The organism is Allorhizobium paknamense (assembly GCF_030815125.1).
GTDB lineage: Bacteria > Pseudomonadota > Alphaproteobacteria > Rhizobiales > Rhizobiaceae > Allorhizobium > Allorhizobium paknamense.
Genome location: NZ_JAUSWH010000020.1, coordinates 1 through 18511, shown reverse-complemented (window position 1 = coordinate 18511; position 18511 = coordinate 1). Strand labels below are relative to the sequence as shown.

The 18511-nt window shown below is 60.3% G+C and carries 17 protein-coding genes; 5 read left to right on the top strand and 12 right to left on the bottom strand.

The genetic code is table 11. The features are described 5' to 3' along the window. Positions 1-120: 120 nt before the first annotated feature. Positions 121-1941, bottom strand: a complete 1821-nt coding sequence (locus QO005_RS21345; RefSeq protein ID WP_307160036.1) for a glycosyltransferase family 2 protein — start codon at positions 1939-1941, stop codon at positions 121-123. A 290-nt stretch (positions 1942-2231) separates the two neighbouring features. Between QO005_RS21345 and QO005_RS21340 the strand changes: the two genes are divergently transcribed. The 4 genes from QO005_RS21340 to QO005_RS21325 are packed head-to-tail and all read left to right on the top strand — an operon-like array spanning position 2232 to position 8588. Then, positions 2232-2819 carry an IMPACT family protein gene (locus tag QO005_RS21340; protein ID WP_307160035.1) on the top strand — a complete coding sequence of 196 codons (588 nt, stop codon included), beginning with the start codon at positions 2232-2234 and terminating at the stop codon, positions 2817-2819. A 60-nt stretch (positions 2820-2879) separates the two neighbouring features. Next, on the top strand, positions 2880-3815 hold the full coding sequence (locus QO005_RS21335; RefSeq protein ID WP_307160034.1) for an ImuA family protein: 936 nt from the start codon (positions 2880-2882) through the stop codon (positions 3813-3815). Then, a complete protein-coding gene (locus QO005_RS21330; RefSeq protein ID WP_307160093.1) occupies positions 3709-5283 on the top strand; it encodes a Y-family DNA polymerase in 1575 nt (524 codons plus the stop codon). Before QO005_RS21335 ends, QO005_RS21330 begins: the two co-directional genes overlap by 107 nt. Positions 5284-5288: 5 nt before the next feature. Further along, entirely contained in the window at positions 5289-8588 is a 3300-nt protein-coding gene (locus QO005_RS21325) for an error-prone DNA polymerase (RefSeq protein WP_307160092.1), read from the top strand. A gap of 47 nt (positions 8589-8635) precedes the next feature. Here QO005_RS21325 and htpG read toward each other — a convergent pair whose 3' ends face one another. The 9 genes from htpG to obgE all read right to left on the bottom strand — a co-directional run bounded on the left by htpG (position 8636) and on the right by obgE (position 16984). Further along, positions 8636-10531: a molecular chaperone HtpG gene (gene htpG / locus QO005_RS21320; protein WP_307160033.1), complete on the bottom strand. Its 1896-nt coding sequence runs from the start codon at positions 10529-10531 to the stop codon at positions 8636-8638. 141 nt (positions 10532-10672) lie between these two features. Further along, on the bottom strand, positions 10673-11161 hold the full coding sequence (gene bfr / locus QO005_RS21315) for a bacterioferritin (protein ID WP_307160032.1): 489 nt from the start codon (positions 11159-11161) through the stop codon (positions 10673-10675). A gap of 146 nt (positions 11162-11307) precedes the next feature. Next, on the bottom strand, positions 11308-11643 hold the full coding sequence (locus QO005_RS21310; RefSeq protein WP_370878129.1) for a (2Fe-2S)-binding protein: 336 nt from the start codon (positions 11641-11643) through the stop codon (positions 11308-11310). 76 nt (positions 11644-11719) lie between these two features. Further along, a complete protein-coding gene (gene rlmH, locus QO005_RS21305) occupies positions 11720-12202 on the bottom strand; it encodes a 23S rRNA (pseudouridine(1915)-N(3))-methyltransferase RlmH (protein WP_307160031.1) in 483 nt (160 codons plus the stop codon). 97 nt (positions 12203-12299) lie between these two features. Further along, positions 12300-12713: a ribosome silencing factor gene (rsfS, locus tag QO005_RS21300; protein WP_307160091.1), complete on the bottom strand. Its 414-nt coding sequence runs from the start codon at positions 12711-12713 to the stop codon at positions 12300-12302. A gap of 121 nt (positions 12714-12834) precedes the next feature. Next, complete coding sequence (locus QO005_RS21295) at positions 12835-13413, bottom strand: nicotinate-nucleotide adenylyltransferase (RefSeq protein WP_307160090.1); 579 nt, start codon at positions 13411-13413, stop codon at positions 12835-12837. Positions 13414-13450: 37 nt separating this feature from the next. Then, positions 13451-14734, bottom strand: coding sequence for a glutamate-5-semialdehyde dehydrogenase (locus tag QO005_RS21290; protein ID WP_307160030.1), 1284 nt, complete (start codon positions 14732-14734; stop codon positions 13451-13453). Next, complete coding sequence (proB, locus tag QO005_RS21285) at positions 14727-15902, bottom strand: glutamate 5-kinase (RefSeq protein ID WP_307160029.1); 1176 nt, start codon at positions 15900-15902, stop codon at positions 14727-14729. The genes QO005_RS21290 and proB overlap by 8 nt, the downstream gene beginning before the upstream one ends. After that, positions 15899-16984: a GTPase ObgE gene (gene obgE, locus QO005_RS21280; protein WP_307160028.1), complete on the bottom strand. Its 1086-nt coding sequence runs from the start codon at positions 16982-16984 to the stop codon at positions 15899-15901. The genes proB and obgE overlap by 4 nt, the downstream gene beginning before the upstream one ends. A gap of 83 nt (positions 16985-17067) precedes the next feature. Here obgE and QO005_RS21275 point away from each other — a divergent pair, with 83 nt between their 5' ends. Continuing rightward, complete coding sequence (locus tag QO005_RS21275; RefSeq protein ID WP_307160027.1) at positions 17068-17928, top strand: endonuclease/exonuclease/phosphatase family protein; 861 nt, start codon at positions 17068-17070, stop codon at positions 17926-17928. A 25-nt stretch (positions 17929-17953) separates the two neighbouring features. On the opposite strand, the gene QO005_RS21270 is transcribed toward QO005_RS21275, so the two are convergent. Both QO005_RS21270 and QO005_RS21265 read right to left on the bottom strand, forming a co-directional pair. After that, positions 17954-18250 (bottom strand): hypothetical protein, encoded by a 297-nt coding sequence (locus QO005_RS21270; protein WP_307160026.1) that lies wholly within the window; start codon positions 18248-18250, stop codon positions 17954-17956. A 34-nt stretch (positions 18251-18284) separates the two neighbouring features. Further along, positions 18285-18511: hypothetical protein (locus QO005_RS21265; protein ID WP_307160025.1), on the bottom strand; the 227-nt coding region annotated here is incomplete at its 5' end.

The window sequence follows — 18511 nt, the reverse complement described above, 5'->3', positions numbered from 1 at the left end:
TAGCCTGTTGTTTCGAAAGACGCAATTTACCCAAAAGCGTGTAATGCGCTTTCAGTCGGACATGTATGCAACCTTTGGTTCTTGAGTTTGGAAGGCCTTCCTGTCGAGCAGACCGTCGTGTTACGTCTCGTTGTTCAGCTTCACCCGTCGCGGTGTGTGCGGCGTCTTGTTCCAGAAAAAGGGTTTCGTCCGCAATTCCAGCACAGCCTTCCAGGCGGCATAAGAGGTCATCATCCAGTAGAGCGGGGTTGCAAGATAGCGGCGACCGATCTGGCGTCTTTCATGGGGGATCATGGCTGATCGCCCCAAGGCGAGAAAAATGGCATAACTGCCGAAGATATTCATGAGATCCACCCAGAAGAAAATCACCTCCCGCAGCGGCAGCTCCTCCGTCGACAGGACGGTCATCGACCATAGCGTCGCGGCGAGAAACAGGATGAGGGCTGGATGAAAGAGCGAGGAAACCAGCATGCCGCCAATCATCAACTGGAAAACCACGAAGGCGATGAGCCCCATATCCCGGCAGGCGGCCAGCGGATGGCGCATGATGATCAGCCAGGTTTGCAGCCAGCCCTTGAACCAGCGGCTGCGCTGGCCAATCCAGATGTGCGGTTTGGTGGGGGCATCCTCCAGGGTCTGGCAGCGCAGCGTCTGGCAGCGATAACCGGCCCGGTAGAGCCTGAGTCCCAGATCGGCATCCTCGGTCACATTGTGGGGATCCCAGGCACCCACCTCACGCAGCACGGCAGTGCGGAAATGATTGGATGTGCCCCCCAGCGGCAAGGGCAGGCCATGCCGCCCCAGCATGGGCAGCAATCCTCTGAAAAGACCTGCATATTCCAGGGCAAACAGGCTGCTGATCCAGTTTTCATGCCCATTGGCGATAATCAGGGGAGCCTGCAGGCAGGCTATGTGCGGAGGGCTTGCGAGAAAGCGGCCATAGGCTTCCTTCAACTGGTGCGGATGAGGCCGGTCTTCGGCGTCATAAATGACGAGAAATTCCCCTCTTGCACCTGACAGGGCATAATTCAAGGCTTTGGGCTTGGTTCGGGGGCCGATCGGCGGCACCCGGATGATTTCGAAATGCGGAGGAAGCGGCTGGGCTTCGATGGCATTGAGAGTGTCCTGATCGTCCTCCTCGCAGACCAGTTTGATATCCAGAAGGGCTGCGGGCCAGTCCAGACGCCGCAAGGCTTCGATGAGTTGGGGAACCACATCCCTTTCCCGGTAAAGAGCGACGAGAACGGTATATGTCGGTAGAGGGCGTTTGAGCAGCGGTTCCGGCCATTGCATGCGGTAACGGACCTGATGACCCAGAGTGGCTGCACGCAGGAACAGGGCGCAGAGATAAAGCATCGACAGGCTGATATGCAGCAGCGGCAGAAAGATCGAGGTGGACAGGCATAATCCGCACAGGACCAATGCCGTTCCGACGCCTGCCCAGAAGCCCTGCCGTCCGGTCATGACCTGCCGCGCCGAATAAAGCGGTGCTACGTCGAAAAGCCGGTTGGAGGCGCGTTCGGCCCTTGTCTGGCTGCCCAATGCCCAGACGGCTGTGCGAATGGCAGCGGGCCGCGTCAAGGCAAGTGTTTCCTTCAGGGAGGGAAAGCGGCGTAACCGCTCTTCCAGGTCCTGCAACTGATGGGCCTGGGGCGTCAGTACCGTTACCGGCGGGCGTCCTGGGGGATAGAGCCGAACCATCACGGGTGTCTGCAATTGGGTTTCCAGCTTGTCCGCATGGAAAACCTGGTCCGGTGGCAGGTCTTCAAGGTAGACAAGGCCCAGCCGCCGCGCAATCGCATCATAATAGTGATCCTGCTCCAGCCGGCTGCAAACCTGGATTTCCTGATCCATGCTGGTGCCGTTGCGCACGGCTTTCCGGACAAGGCGAATAAGCAGCCCCCGCTCCAGTCCCATGCGGCTCAGCGTGTTGAATTCCATGCGCAGAGTCTGCGCCAGAAAGCTTGGAAAAGAGGGAAGGTGCCGAGCGGCAAGGCCATTGATATTGGCCGGAGTCTGGCCGGACGGTCCGGTTTTTTGTGCGGCTAAAAACGACTTTATGAACAATGTGATGCAGTCCCCATTCCGGAAGCGAGGATAGAAAAAGCGTCGGATTTTGCATCCCCTGATTGTCATGGGTTGCCTAAAATAATCCGTTGTGTTTTCAAGCTTTCTCTCCCGGCGTCTCAGTTTTTGTTGACCCTTTGCTGTTTCAGGGCCATGAAACCGGCATGTTTACGCTGCCCCGTTCCCATGATTTCGAGCAGGACATCAAGAAAAGCCGGTTTCGCGCCCTGGCTCTGCCGCTTGCTGCGGAGGACGAGGTGAAGGCTTTGCTGGCCGCTCATTGCGACCCCGCGGCCACGCATAATTGCTGGGCCTGGCGCCTTGGTCAGGCCTATCGCTTCAGCGATGACGGCGAACCTTCCGGTACGGCGGGCAAGCCCATTTTGCAGGCGCTGGATGGGCAGAAACTCGATCATGTCCTGGTGATTGTCACCCGCTGGTTCGGCGGCATTCTTCTGGGCAGTGGCGGGCTGATCCGCGCCTATGGCAGCACGGCGGCGGAATGCCTGCGCACGGCGGAGAAGGTTGAAATCATTCATCGCCAGAACCGGTGCGTTTCCATCGCCTTTTCCGATCTGGCGCTGATCAAGGCGCGGCTTGCGGGCTTGGGCATTTCAGTGACGGAAGAGGTGTTCACCGCCACCGGTGCCGATCTGACGCTTGCCCTGCCGCTGGAAGGGGCAGAGGAAATTCTGGCGCTGCTGGTTGATCTTACCGCCGGGCGGGTGGTGATTCACAAAAGGGATGATTGACTCTTTTAGCGTGTTCTGGAATCCATAAGAACATAAAGTGAACAAATAACGGGTTCCACCATGTCATCCTCTGCTCACGTGCGGGAAGAGCTTTCCGCGCTGCGCAACACCATTGCCGCAATTGAGGCTGGAGCTCCGCTTTCGGCCCGCAGCAAGCGCGTGGCGCAAGGCTGGAATGCCGCACGGGACCCTGAAAATGACGCATTACAGACGGTCCTGCCCTTCCACATCGAGGCGCTGGATCATGCCCTGAAGGGAGGGCTCTGTCTTGCGGGCATGACGGAGATCCGCCACGCGGAAACGCGCGAAAGCGGCGCCGCCAGCGGCTTCGTGCTGGGGCTGGCGGCGCGTTTGCAGGCCCTTCGGCCCGGCCAGCCGGTTCTCTGGATTGCCCAGAGCAGCGCGCTTCAGGAGGCGGGCCTGCCCTATGGGCTGGGCCTTGCCTGCCATGGCGTACAGCCGGAGCGTTTCCTGCTGGCACGGCTGCCCAAGCTGATTGATGCGCTGTGGCTTGCCGAAACCGCCCTTGCCCATGGCTGCTTTACCGCCGTCATTCTGGAAGTGCGCGGCAATCCCGCTGCCTTCGGCCTCAAGGAAGGCCGCCGCCTGCAATTGCGCGCCAAGGCGCAAGGCCTGCCCTTTCTGCTTCTGCGTCAGGCTGGCGACGCTGAAACCGGTGCGGCGCATTACCGCCTGCTGGTGCGGTCGGCGCCTGCCGGTTTTCGCCTGCTGCCGGATGGACAGGCCATGGGTATGAGCCTCGGCAATCCCGTCTTCCGCGTCACGGTGGAGAAGAGCAGCACCGCGCTTTCCTGTGAAACCCTGCTGGAATGGAGCCCCAATGACCATGAATTCCGCCTTTGCGAACCAGACCGCTTCGCTGCTCGGAATGAGCCGGGAGCACCGCATTCTGTCGATCGCCTTTCCGCATCTGCCCTCGGACCGGATCATCCGGCAAGACCGGCAGAGATCATCGGTTTCAAGAGAACGGGCTGATGGTGAACCTCTGGTGTTTTATGAGCAGCAGGCCAATGCCATGCGGCTTGCGGCTTTGAATCCAGCGGCGGAAAGGCTGGGCCTCACTCCCGGCCAGAGCCTTGCCGAAGCCCGCGCCATGCAGCCGGATCTGCAAGCCCTGCCGCTGGACCGGATGGCGGATCGCGGTTTTCTGGAGGCACTGGCCGATTGGTGCGGGCGCTATACGCCGCTGGTTTCGCTGGATCCTCATGCAGAAGGCTACGGGCTGTTTCTCGATATTACCGGCTGCGCCCATCTCTTCGGCGGTGAAAAATCCCTGCTGGCCGATCTGTTGCAGCGTCTGGAGCGCATGGGTGTGGAGGCGAAGGGGGCTATTGCCCCCACCCCCGGTCTTGCCTGGGCCATGGCGCGGTTTTGTGAAAACGCCATTGTCCAGCCCGGAGAGGAGGGAGAGCGCCTCCATGCCTTGCCGCTCAAGGCGCTGCGCCTGCCTTCGGAACTGCTGCTGGCGCTGGCCCGTGTCGGGCTGACGCGGGTGGGAGAGGTGATGGAAGCGCCGCGGGCGCCCTTGTCTCGCCGTTTCGGCCCGCTGCTCCTGCTGCGGCTCGATCAGGCGCTGGGGGCGGAGGAGGAGCCGCTCTCCCCTCGCCTGCCGCCGGCCGATTTTTCCAGTGAGCGGCGGCTGGCCGAACCCATTGTGGGTGAAGATCACATTCTCGAATTCATCCGCCATCTGGCGGAAAGCCTGAAGCGGCATTTCGATGAAAAGAAGCTGGGCGGCCGATTGTTCGAACTCCTGCTTTTCCGGGTCGATGGCCGGGTATTTCGCCTCAGCGTCGGTACGGCGGCGGCGCTTACCGATCCTGTCCGGATCGCCGGTCTGTTCCGGGAGCGGCTGCAGGCCGTGCATGATGATCTTGATGCCGGTTTCGGCTTTGAAATCCTCAGGCTTTCCGCTCTCACCACCGAAAGCCGTGAGGATCGCCAGCAGGATCTCTCCGGCAGGGACGGTGCCGAGGGGCAATCGCTCAGCGATTTTATCGATCAGGCCATGGCGCGGTTGGGCCGCGACAGTCTGGAACGGCCGGGCTTTGCCGAAAGCCATATCCCGGAGCGCGCCTCCAGTTTCACATCCGCCGTGGACGCACGGAAAAACACAGCCTCCGCCCTGCCCCATCATCTGGCGCGGCTTGCCCAGCTTCGGCCCCTGCGGTTGCTGGTCCATCCGGAGGCGGTGGAGGCCGTGGCCGAAGTGCCGGAAGGGCCGCCGATGAATTTCCGCTGGCGGCGCGCTTTGCATCGCGTTGCCCGCGCCGAGGGGCCGGAACGCATCGCTGCCGAATGGTGGCTGGATGGCGAGGAGGCGCAGGTGCGGGATTATTTCCGCGTCGAGGATATGGAAGGACGCCGTTTCTGGCTCTTCCGCGAAGGCCTGTTCGGCGGGGATATTTCACCGCGCTGGTATCTGCACGGTTTTTTTGCGTGAAGACCATGGGCTTTTACGAGATCGGCGCGTCCAGCAATTTCTCCTTCCTGGAAGGCGCGTCCCATCCGCAGGAACTGGTGGAAAAGGCGCAGCATCTCAAGCTCTCGGGCATCGGCCTTGCCGATCGCAACACGGTGGCGGGCGTGGTGCGGCTGCATGCGGCGGCCAAGGCGGCGGGCTATGCCTATCAGCCGGGCGCGCGGCTCGTTTTTGCCGACGATATGCCGGACTGTCTGGCCTATCCCCTGAACCGGCGCGGCTGGGGCCATCTCTGCCGCCTGTTGAGTACGGGCAATCTGCGCTCGCAAAAGGGCGTCTGCACCCTGTTTGAAGCCGATCTTCTGGAATGGGCAGAAGATTTGTTGCTGGTGGTGCTGCCGCCCCAGACGGCAGGCCCCGAAGCCACGACCGGCTTTCGAAGCCATCTCGAAACACTGGCACAATGCTTCGGCGACCGGCTCTATCTGGCACTTTCCCCTCGCTATGATGGCACCGACCGGCTGGCCTTTGCCGAACTGGCGCAACTGGGCAAGACTTGCCGGGCAAGGCTGATCGCGACCAACCTGCCGCTCTATCATGACCGGGCGCGGCGCCCGCTTTCCGATATTGTCACGGCCATTCGCGAGCATGTCACGGTTTTTGAAGCCGGCTATCGATTGGCGCCGAACGCCGAACGGCATCTGAAGGACGAGGCGGAAATGCGCCGGATTTTTCGTGATTGTCCGGAGGCTGTCGATGAGACGGTCCGTTTCTTTCGGCGCATGCATTTCTCGCTGGATGAGATTTCCCACCAATATCCCGAGGAAGGCGAACCGGGCGAAAGCCTGCCGCAAACACTGCGGCGGCTGGCCTATGAAGGGGCGCTTGTGCGGTATGACGGCCATATCCCGCCCAAGGTGGCCCAGCTTCTGGACTATGAGCTGCGGCTGATTGCCGAAAAACAGTATGAGCCCTTCTTTCTCACCGTCTTTCGCATCATCCGTTTTGCCCGCTCTCGACATATTCTCTGCCAGGGGCGCGGTTCTGCGGCCAATTCCGCCGTCTGCTATTGCCTCGGCATTACCGAGGTGAACCCGGAAAAGAGCACGCTGCTCTTCGAACGCTTCATTTCCACCGAACGCGAGGAGCCGCCGGATATCGATGTCGATTTCGAGCATGAGCGCCGAGAGGAGATTATCCAGCACATTTACAGCCATTATGGACGCGAACATGCGGGGTTGGCGGCGGCGGTCACCTCCTATCGCGCCCGCTCGGCGGGACGTGAAGTGGCCAAGGCCTTCGGCCTGTCGGAGGATGTGCAATCGGCGATTTCCGGCTCCATCTGGGGCTGGTGGACGAAGACGCTGACCGATGAACAGGCCAAGGCCGCCGGGCTTGACCTGAAGGATGAAACCACACGGCGGCTTCTGCACTATTCCAGTGAATTGCAGAGCTTTCCCCGGCATCTCTCCCAGCATGTCGGCGGTTTCGTCATCACGCGCGACCGGCTGGATGAAGTGGTGCCGCTGATGAACACCGCCGATGGGCGCTATATGATCGAATGGGACAAGGATGATCTCGATACGCTGAAGCTGTTGAAGGTGGATGTCCTGGCGCTTGGCATGCTCACCTGCATGGCGCGCGCCTTCCGGCTGTTACAGCAGCATTACGGACGTCTCGAAGACTTGCATTCAGTGATGCGTGAAGAGGATCCCCGCGTCTATGACATGATTTGCCGGGCCGATACGCTGGGCGTGTTCCAGATCGAAAGCCGGGCGCAGATGAGCATGTTGCCAAGGCTTAAGCCCCGCCGCTTCTACGATCTGGTGATCGAGGTGGCGATTGTCCGCCCCGGTCCCATTCAGGGCAATATGGTGCATCCCTATCTCAAGCGGCGGGAAGACCAGCGGCGCGGTCTTCCCATCACCTATCCCAGTGAAGAGCTGAAAACCGCTCTGGAGCGTACGCTGGGGGTTCCGCTTTTTCAGGAGCAGGCCATGCAGATCGCCATTCTGGCAGCTGGCTTCCAACCGGCGGAAGCCGACAAGCTGCGCCGCGCTATGGCCACCTTCCGGCGCACGGGACAGGTGAGCAGCTTCAAGGAGAAGATGGTGTCCGGCATGGTAAAGCGCGGCTATGAGCGCGAATTCGCCGAAAACTGTTTCAGCCAGATCGAAGGCTTCGGTGAATATGGCTTTCCCGAAAGCCACGCTGCGTCCTTTGCGCTGCTGGTCTATGTCTCCTGCTGGTTCAAGGCCTTTTACCCGGATGTGTTTCTGGCGGCGATTCTCAATTCCCAGCCCATGGGCTTCTATCCGCCTGCGCAGCTCATCCGCGATGCCCGTGAGCATGGCGTGGTGGTGCGCCCGGTGGATGTGAACTTTTCCCACTGGGATAGCGGTCTGGAGGGGGGCGAACTGGACCGTGCTGCCATCCGCCCCAATCACCGCTCCATGCAAGGCATCATGAAAACCCGCCATGCGGTGCGGCTGGGCTTTTCCCTGGTCAAAGGCGTGTCCCTTCAGGAGATGGACCACCTCGTCGCACAGCGCGGCAAGGGCTATGTGTCGCTGCGCGACCTCTGGCTGCGGACAGGGCTGAAGCGGCTCACCATCGAAAAACTGGCGGATGCCGATTGTTTCCGCTCCATGGGCCTCAGCCGCCGTCAGGCACTGTGGGAGGCAAAGGCGCTGGACAAGGAAAGCGCGGTGGAAACCCTGCCGCTTTTCAGTGCCCGCGCCGAGGAGGACGATCTGGTGCCGGAAGCCTCCCTCGCCCTGCCCGCAATGAAGCCGGGAGAAGAGGTTTTGCAGGATTACCGAAGCCTTGCCTTCTCATTAAAAGCACACCCCCTCTCCTTCCTCCGCACTGATCTGGCGCAGCAGGGCGTGGTGGCGTCCGTCGCCTTGGAGGCGCTGCCCTCCGGGCGGCGGGTTACGGTGGCCGGGCTGGTGCTGGTGCGGCAAAGGCCAGGCTCTGCCAAGGGTGTGATCTTCATGACGGCGGAGGATGAAACGGGGGTAGCCAATATCATCGTCTGGCCGAAGGTGATGGAGCGCTATCGACCGGTGGTGATGGGCGCGCGGCTGGTGCTGGTGCGGGGGCGGCTGCAAAAAAAGGATGGCGTCATTCATGTCGTGGCCGAACATCTGGAAGACCGCACCGCCCTCCTCGGCCTGCTGAAACGCGAGGCGCGCACCTTTGCCCTCAACAGCCGCGTCGATGAAGTGCTGAAACCCGTACAGGACCACCGCCAGAAAACCGCCCGCCGCCGCGATCTGGCCGATCTCGCCGCCGCCATGCCCAAGGGGCGGAATTTTCATTGAAAATGAAAAGAGAAAGGAGGGCGTTTTGCCCTCCTTTCAACACCTCTTCAGGCACCCAGGGCCTTGCTAAACACCCGGGCCATGCGCTCGGCAAAGCCGCGGGGGTCGGTGGGTTTGTCGCCATCCAGTACACGGGCCTGATCGTAGAGCAGATGCACGGCATCGTCCTGAAGGGCGGGATTGCCGGTCGCGCCTGCAATGGCCTTGATCAGCGGATGATCGGCATTGATTTCGAGGATCGGTTTGGTGGCGGTCTTCAACTGCCCCGCGCCTTGCAGCAGCTTTTCCAGCTGACGGTCATAGCCGGTTTCCGGCGCGACCAGGCAGACGGCGCTCTCGGTCAAGCGGTCGGAGTTGATGACATCGGAGACCTCGTCCTTCAGCTTTTCCTTGGCCAGCGCAATCAGGCTTGCCACTTCCGCCTTGGCTTCGGGGGTCTTTTCCTCCGCCTTTTCTTCCGGCTTTGCGAATTGCGCGAGATCGGCAGCACCCTGGCTCACCGATTTGAAGCTCTTGCCCTCGAATTCCGGGGCGTTCATCACCCAGAAATTATCGATCGGGTCCGTCAGCAGCAGCACTTCGATGCCGCGTGCCCGGAAGCCTTCAAGCTGCGGCGAGGCCTTCAGCTGCTCAAGGCTGCTGCCGGCCAGATAATAAATGGCCTTCTGCTCTTCCTTGGCATCCTTGAGATAGTCCGCCAGCGAGCGGAAACCATCGCCAGCCGTGGTCTGGAAGCGGGCAAGGCCGAGCAGTTGCGTCTTGCGCTCGAAATCGTCGTAAAGCCCTTCCTTCAGCACCGAGCCGAAGGTCTCCCAGAATTTCAGATAGGTCTCAGCATCGCTTTCCGCCTGCTTTTCCAGCGCCGTCAAAATACGGCTGGTCACGCCCTTGCGGATCGCGCCGAGAATGGGGCTATCCTGGATCATCTCGCGGGAAATGTTGAGCGGTAGATCGGCCGTATCCACCAGACCGCGCACGAAGCGCAGATAGCGTGGCACCAGTTCCGCATCGTCGGTGATGAAGACGCGCTTGACGTAAAGCTTCATCCGGCCCTTGCGATCCGGGTCGAAGAGGTCAAAAGGAGCCGTGGTCGGCACAAAGGCCAGCGTCGTATATTCGTGGCGGCCCTCGGCACGGAAATGCACCGTCAGGGCCGGATCGTCATACTGGCCGGACACACCGCGATAAAATTCGGTATATTCCTCCGGCGTCACATCGCTCTTGGACTTGGTCCAGAGCGCGGTGCCGTCGGTGATCTGTTGCGGCTCCTCGCCTTCCTTTTCGACAATCCGGATCGGCACTGGCACATGGCCGGATTGCTGTTTGACGATGCGCTCCACCGTCCAGCGGCTGACATAGGTCTTGGCGTCTTCATTGAGATGCAGCGTAATGCGCGTGCCACGGGTCGGCGCTTCAGAGGCCTCCAGCGGGCTCACCGAATAGCTGCCCTTGCCATCGGAAGACCAGAGCCAGGCAGCCTCTTCCCCGGCGCGGCGGGAGGCGACCTCTACCTGATCCGCCACCATGAAACAGGAATAGAAGCCGACGCCGAACTGGCCGATCAACTGCGCGCCCTCGCCAGCCTTGTTGGCCTCGATCCGCTCCATGAAGGCGCGGGTGCCGGAGCGGGCGATGGTGCCGAGCGCCTCGATCATCTCGTCCCGGCTCATGCCGATGCCGTTATCCTCGATGACGATGCGGCGATTGTCGCCGTCGAGCTTCAGCAGAATGCGCGCATCCGGATCGTCGCCCAGCAGGGAGGGCGTGGCGATGGCCTCGTAGCGCAGCTTTTCACAGGCATCGGCGGCATTGGAAATCAGTTCGCGGAGAAAAACGTCCTTATCGGAATAGACCGAATGGACCATCATATGCAGAAGGCGGGCAACGTCGGCCTCAAAAACATGGGCTTCGCTTACAGGCTTTTCCGCAGTGGCGGTGGTCATGATGTAACTCCCGGAAAATAAACAGGCGGCCCTCAGGTGGAGAAATTCGCCGCAATTTTCAAGGGGAGGCCGTCATCTTGGGTTGCAATAAAAAGGGCGCCTGCGTTGCCGCAAGCGCCCTTTTGAAACTCGTCAGTGATCTCAGCCTTCGGAAGCGTCGGCGGATTCGGCGTTGAGCAGGCCGTACTTTTCTTCGCCAAGCTTGGAAAGCAGTTCCAGCTGGGTTTCAAGGAAGTCGATATGGCCTTCCTCATCCATCAGCAGTTCTTCGAACAGCTTCATCGAAACATAGTCGCCAGCCTGATAACAGATGTCGCGGGACTCCTTGTAAGCCGTGCGGGCGTCATATTCGCCGGCAAGATCGGCTTCCAGAACTTCCTTCACCGTCTGGCCAATGCGCAGCGGTGCCAGCGTCTGCAGGTTCGGATGACCTTCAAGGAAGATGATGCGGGCCACCAGCTTGTCGGCGTGCTGCATTTCCTCGATGGATTCGGCGCGCTCCTTCTTGGCAAGCTTGGTATAGCCCCAGTCTTCCAGAAGACGGTAATGCAGCCAATACTGGTTTACGGCACCCAGCTCGAGAAACAGAGCCTGGTTCAAACGTTCAATGACTTTTGCATCGCCCTTCATCGGGGTCGCTCCTATTGCAAGTTGATATGGCGGGATAAAAGCAGGAACGCGGCGCAAAGTCGAGAGGCTTTTTTAGAACGATTCCAAAATATTCTTAAGGCCATAAAAAACCCCGCCTTGGCGGGGTTCCGATCCGTTCTTCTTCCTCAGCGTCCGCTGGCCAGACGATTTCGGCGTTCGATGATCTCGGTCTTCTGCTCTTGCTGGAATTGCTTCAGGCGCTGCATGAAATCCACCACCTTCTCATCATCGGCCTTGCGGGCGGCGTGGTAGGCTTCGGTGGTCGAAACGATGATATCGACGACATTGGGGAAGCAGCCACAGCAGCGGCCACGCTTTTCCATGGCATGATATACCTTGGCCGGGACGATCAACTGCCAGCAGTCCTCGTCCAGCATCTCCGTGATCGTATCGCGGATTTCCTTGTCGGTGATGAAATTACAGCTACAAACCAGCATGGCGTGGAACTTTAAACCTGACATTCACTATCGCCTTTTTGCAAAAGGAGACAGCAAATGTCAAGAAAAAATGCCGTGAATGCTTTCACATATTCATTAATTAGGATCTATGGTAAGGGTGGCCTGAAAAGATGGTAACCGCCCGGTAAAGCTGTTCCGCCAGCAAGATGCGCACGATCTGATGCGGCCAGGTCAGCTTGCCAAGGTTGAGGATAAGCTCGGCTTTTTGCCGCAGGCTTGGGTCCAGCCCATCGGCGCCGCCGATGATCAGCGTCATGTCCCGCCTGCCATTATCTTTATGCAGGCCGACAAAGGCTGCGAATTCCTCGCTGTCCAGACTTTTGCCGCGCTCATCCAGCGCAATCAGCAGCGCGTTGGCGGGAATGGCCTTTTCAATCTCTGCCGCTTCCTCACGCTTGCGCGTCTCGGCATTCGAGGCACGGCTTTCGGCCAGCTCCGTAACCCGCGAAAAATCCAGTCCACAGGCAGGTCCTGCCTTGGCGAAGCGATCCAGATAGCGGGCGACAAGATCCTTCTCAGGGCCGGCCTTCAACCGGCCCACGGCTATGATGCCCACCCGCATGGTCGTCCTTTCCTGAAGCTAAAAGTCCAGACCCCTTAACCCCCTAGGCGGTCAAGGGCAATCGTTCAGCTCAGGCAGCCTGTTCAGGACAGGCGTGTCAGTGCAGCGTTTCCTCGCCCACGTCCGGCGTCGCCCACATTCTTTCGATGTTGTAGAACTCGCGGATTTCCGGGCGGAAAATGTGCACGATGATGTCTCCGGTGTCGATCAACACCCAGTCACCGGCTTCCAGTCCCTCGACGCGCGGTGCGCCGAAGCCTTCGTCCTTCAGATCGGTGATGAGATGTTCGGCGATCGCCGCGACGTGACGGTTCGAGCGTCCGGACACGACCACCATGTGATCGCCCAGCGCCGACTTACCGGCAATGTCGATGGAAACGATGTCTTCTGCCTTCGAGTCCTCAAGGCTGGCGAGGACCAGTTCAAGCGCGCGGGCTGCGGCATCGGCGCCACGTTCCGGGCTTTGTGGGATCGAACGCGTGGTTCTTCCCTTGGCGTGTACTGTTGTCAGAGTTCGTCCTTTCCGAAAATAACAGCACGTTGCGACTCACGGGAAACAGCATCCCGGTCACCCATATAAGGTGGCACTGATTGGTTAATCTTTCAAGACGAGGCGAGACCGGGAAAATCCCTCATTCGCCGCGAAGCGCGGTGGAGCTGAGGGTGGAGCGCGGGCCGTGGATAAAGGTCCAGGCCGGCGGCTTGCGACGCCAGAGCACGCCCGCATCCTCCTCATCCACCCGGGCACGCTCGAAGCCATGCGCCATTTTCGACGACAGGTAAGACAGGGTCGAGCCGGGACGGTCGATCACGGCAATCGGAAAGGTTTCCGCAATCTTCCGCCAGTTCTGCCAGAGATGGAAGCTTTTCAGGTTATCGGCGCCCATGATCCAGATGAAATGCACATGGCGGTTCCGCTTTTTCACCTGCTCCAGCGTCCGCGCCGTATAGCTCGTGCCCAGCCGCTTTTCGAAGGCCGTGACCTTGATGCGGGGGTCAGACGCCATGGCTTCGCACAGCGCGATCCGCTGCGAAAGCGGCTTCAACCCATTCCTTGCCTTCAGGGGATTTCCCGGGGTGACCATCCACCAGAGCTGGTCAAGCCCGAGCCGCCTGAGCGCAATGTCCGCCACCAGACGATGGCCCTCATGCGGCGGGTTGAACGATCCGCCGAACAGGCCGATCACCATGCCCCGCTCTGTGTGGGGCATGGTGAGGTGGCGAAAGGAAACGCGATCCTGCTCCACGTCAGGGCCGGGTCTGGCCGGTGCCGTGCACCCGATATTTGAAGGAGGTGAGCTGCTCGACGCCAACCGGCCCGCGCGCATGCATCTTGCCGGTGGCAATGCCGATTTCACCCCCCATGCCGAACTCACCGCCATCGGCAAATTGTGTCGAGGCATTGTGCAGCAGAATGGCTGAATCCACTTCGTTGAAGAAGCGCTCCACAACGGCAGCATCCTCGGCAATGACCGCCTCGGTGTGATTGGAGGAATAGGTGGCGATATGATCGATCGCGCCCTGAATGCCCTCCACCAGCTTTACAGAGATGATGGCATCCAGATATTCCGTGCGCCAGTCCTCTTCCGTGGCAGGCTTGGCGGCGGGCAAGACCTCCATGACCTCTTTTGTGCCGCGCACTTCGCATCCTGTGGCAGCGAGCGCTTCGACAATCGGCTTCAAATGCGTGCCGGCTGCTGCCTGGTCGATGAGCAGGGTCTCGGCCGAGCCGCAAATGCCAGTGCGGCGCATCTTGGCGTTCACGACGATGCTCTTCGCCATCTCCAGATCGGCGGATTTATCCACATAGACGTGGCAAAGCCCTTCAAGATGCGCGAAAACCGGCACCCGCGCTTCCGATTGCACCCGCGCCACAAGGCTTTTGCCGCCGCGCGGCACGATCACGTCCACCGTGCCATTGAGGCCGGAGAGCAGCGCGCCGACGGCGGCGCGATCCGTTGTCGGCACCAGCTGGATGGACGTTTCCGGCAGGCCGGCCTGTTTCAACCCTTTGACCAGGGCTGCGTGAATGGCGCGGGAAGAATGGACTGAATCCGAACCACCGCGCAGGATCACGGCATTGCCGGATTTGAGGCACAGCGCGCCTGCATCGGCCGTGACATTCGGGCGGCTTTCATAAATGACGCCGATGACGCCGAGCGGCGTGCGCACCCGTTCGATCTTCAACCCGTTCGGGCGATCCCAGGCGGCAATCACGTCACCTACCGGGTCCTTCAACGCGGCCACCTCGCGAAGCGCCTTGGCAATATCATCAACGCGCGCTTCGTTCAGCGTCAGCCGATCCAGGAAGGATGCGGCAACATTGGCAGCCTTGGCTGCGGCAAGGTCCTGGGCGTTGGCAGACAGGATATCCACCTTGGCGGCGATGATCGCATCCGCCATGGCCAGCAGTGCCGTGTTCTTCTGCTCGGGTGAAGCCGTTGCCAATGGTCGTGCGGCAGCCTTGGCATTGCGGCCGATGGACAGCATCAGCGCATCGATGTCTTCTGCCTTGGCAACCACGTCAAGCATGGGCTTCATCCTTCTTCGTCTGTGCGCCACCGCGTTTTGCGGCGGTTTCGGTCATCACCAGGTCGTCCCGGTGGATCATGGCGGAGCGTCCGGCATAGCCCAGCAACGCTTCGATCTCGCGTGATTTGTGCCCGGCAATCCGGCGTGCCTCGTCGGCGTCGTAACCGGCAAGGCCACGGGCAATTTCCCGGCCCTCCAGCCCCACGACGGAGATTGTGTCACCGCGCAGGAACTGCCCGGTGACGTCCCGAACGCCAGCGGGCAACAGGCTCTTGCCGGCCCTGAGTGCCGTTTCCGCCCCTGCATCCACGGTCAGAATTCCGGCGGGCTGCAATTGCCCGGCAATCCAGGTCTTGCGCGCCGTCACCGGAGTGGCGGAGGGCGCAAACCAGGAATGGCGCGCGCCATCGTCGATGCCCTTCAGCGGGTTTAACGGCTTGCCGGAGGTGATGATCATCGCGCAGCCGGCGCTGGTGGCAATCTTGCCGGCATCGATCTTGGTGCGCATGCCGCCGCGCGACAGTTCCGAGGCTGCGCCGCCCGCCATGGCTTCGATGTCCGGCGTGATCTCCGCGATCACCGGCAGGAACTGTGCATCCGGGTCCAGATGCGGGGGCGCGGTATAAAGTCCGTCGATATCGGAAAGCAGGATGAGCAGGTCGGCCCCGGTCATGGTCGCAACCCGTGCCGCCAGCCGGTCATTGTCGCCATAGCGAATTTCGGTGGTGGCCACCGTGTCATTCTCGTTGATGATCGGCACGGCCCCCAGCTTCAACAGCTGGCTGATGGTGGCGCGGGCATTGAGATAACGGCGGCGCTCTTCCGTATCGCCCAGTGTCAACAGGATCTGTCCTGCGACAATGCTGGAGCGCGACAGGCTTTCCGACCAATGCCGTGCCAGCGCAATCTGCCCGACAGCGGCGGCGGCCTGGCTTTCCTCCAGCTTCAGCGCGCCTGCGGGCAGGCCCAGCACCGTGCGGCCCAGCGCAATCGCCCCGGAAGAAACGACCAAAACCTCCACGCCTTTGGCGCGCAGCGCGGCAATATCATCGCAGATCGCGTCCAGCCACGCCTTTTTCAGGCCGGTGCCGCGATCCACCAGCAGCGCGGAGCCGATCTTGATGACGATGCGGCGGTAATTGCCAAGGGACGCAAGCGGGCGGCTCATTCCTCGCCCTCCTGATCCTCGTCTTCAAAGCTGATATCGGCCTTCTTGCGGTTCTTCTTCGGCCTTTCGGCCAGCGTGCCTTCCTCGCCGTCATCGGCATTGACGATGACATCGCGCAACGCCCTGAGCACTTCGCGCATGCCCTTGCCGGACACGGCTGAAATCAGGAAGGGTGTCTTGCCGCTGGCCTTCTTCAGCGCCTTGGCCTTCTCCTTGACCTCGTCCTCGTTCAGTACATCGATCTGCGACAGCGCCACGATCACCGGCTTGTCCTCAAGCCCGCCATCATAGGCTTCCAGCTCGTATTTCACCGTCTTGTAGGCCTTGGCGACATCCTCTTCCTGGGCGGAGACCAGATGCAACAGCACGCGGGTGCGTTCCACATGGCCCAGGAACCGGTCGCCAATGCCCACGCCTTCATGCGCGCCTTCGATCAGGCCCGGAATATCGGCGAGAATGAATTCCCGATCATCCACCGTCGCCACGCCGAGATTGGGATGCAGCGTGGTGAAAGGATAATTGGCGATCTTGGGCCGCGCCCGGCTGACGGCGGCAAGAAAGGTGGACTTGCCCGCATTGGGCAGGCCGACCAGCCCGGCATCGGCAATCAGCTTCAGCCGCAGCCATACGGTCTTTTCCTCGCCCTCCAAGCCGGGATTGGCCCAGTTGGGCGCCTGATTGGTGGAGGATTTGAAATGGGCATTGCCGAAACCGCCATTGCCGCCCTTGGCAATGCGGAAGCGCTGACCTTCTTCGGTCAGGTCGACGATCAGCGTCTCATTGTCTTCCTCAAAGATCTGCGTGCCCACCGGCACTTTCAGGGTCACGTCATCGCCATTCGCACCGGTGCGGTTGCGGCCTGAGCCATGCATGCCGGTCTTGGCCTTGAAATGCTGCTGGAAGCGGAAGTCGATCAGCGTGTTCAGCCCGTTCACCGCCTCCACCCAGACATCGCCGCCGCGCCCGCCATCACCGCCGTCCGGGCCGCCGAACTCGATGAACTTCTCACGCCGGAAGGAGACGGCGCCTGCGCCGCCATCGCCGGAGCGGATATAGACTTTTGCTTCATCGAGAAATTTCATGGGACTGTCGTGCTTCCTGTGTCAGGATATTTCGGGATTGCGGCCATCGTTATCGCCGCTCAACGCTGAGGTCAAAGAGTATCGTGCGCTTCGTGACTTACAACATCCAATATGGCTTCGGTCTGGACGGCCAATATGACCCTGAGCGGATCGCCAAAAGCCTGAAAGGGGCCGATGTCATTGCCCTTCAGGAGGTCACACGCGGTGCCGCCGTCAACAATGGCGCCGATCTGCCGGAGATTTTTGCCGGTTTCTTCCCGGATTACCACTGGGTCTACGGGCCTGCCTGCGATCTTTACGTCTCCTCCGAGATGATCGGCGGACGTCGGGTGGATCGACGATACCAGTTCGGCAATATGGTGCTGTCGCGCTGGCCGATCCTCAGCAACCGTCTTTTGCTTTTGCCCCGCACGCGCACCTTCGAGAAGCTGAACATGCAGCGCGGCGCGACCGAAGCCCTGATCGACACGCCCGGCGGCCCCTTGCGCGTCTATTCCGTTCATCTCGATCACGTTGCCCCGGATGAACGGATCGCCCAGATTAGGATGCTCAAGACGCGCGCCCTGGATTTCCTCCGGGAAGGTGGCGCCATCACTGGCGGCAGCGAATTCCACCTGCCGCAGCCGCCGCTGACGGAAGATTTCCTGCTGATGGGCGATTTCAACATGCAGCCGGAATCGCCGGAATATCGCGAGATGGCGGGGACCGCCGATCTCTATTACGGGCGCACCGTTCGCGCCGATGTGCCGACGGATGCGCTGGCGCATCTTAGCCGCATCACGCCGGATAGCCATAGCTGGATCGAGCCTGCAAAACCCGACCGGCGCATGCTGCTGGATTATTGTTTCGTCAGTGGTTCGCTGGTTCATCGTCTGAAGGATGGCTGGATCGATTACGACGCGACAGGCTCCGATCACCTGCCGGTCTGGGTGGAGATTGTCTAGGCCCTGTTGACAAAGTAGTTGAGAACTACATTGTTGCGTCGCCCAAAAAGGCTTCGATGCTGACTTTCTGAAGCCTTTGACGCGCCGCCACAGAAGTCAGCCTGACGTCGGGATTTTCCTCCACCGCTCTTCCATACCAATATTTCGCAGCATGCAGGTCGCCAATCTTCTCATAACACTCTCCCAAACGCTCCCCGAGATATCCGGCATCCAACGACTGGTCGCCATCTGCCATGAAAAGATAAATCTTGATTGCGTCCGCGGCCTTCCCATTTGCGATCAGGTCTTTTGCTTTGCGCTCTAAATAATTGAAGTCATACAAGATTTTTCTCCTGTTTTCGCAGCGTGCGGGCGTTTCAATTAGAGCATAATCCGACCGGAGTGAAACGAGGATGATCAAGATTATGCTGCAAAAATAAAGCGTTACAGTATGTCGCGTAAAAGTGTGCAGCGGTTTTGCGATAACGACATGCGTTAAAACAAGAACGTAAAGTATCCGTTATGATCAAGTGATCTTCGGGACCCATTTCCTGTTTTTTTTCAGCAGTGCGTTTGCGAGGACGATGAGCTTTCGCATGACAGC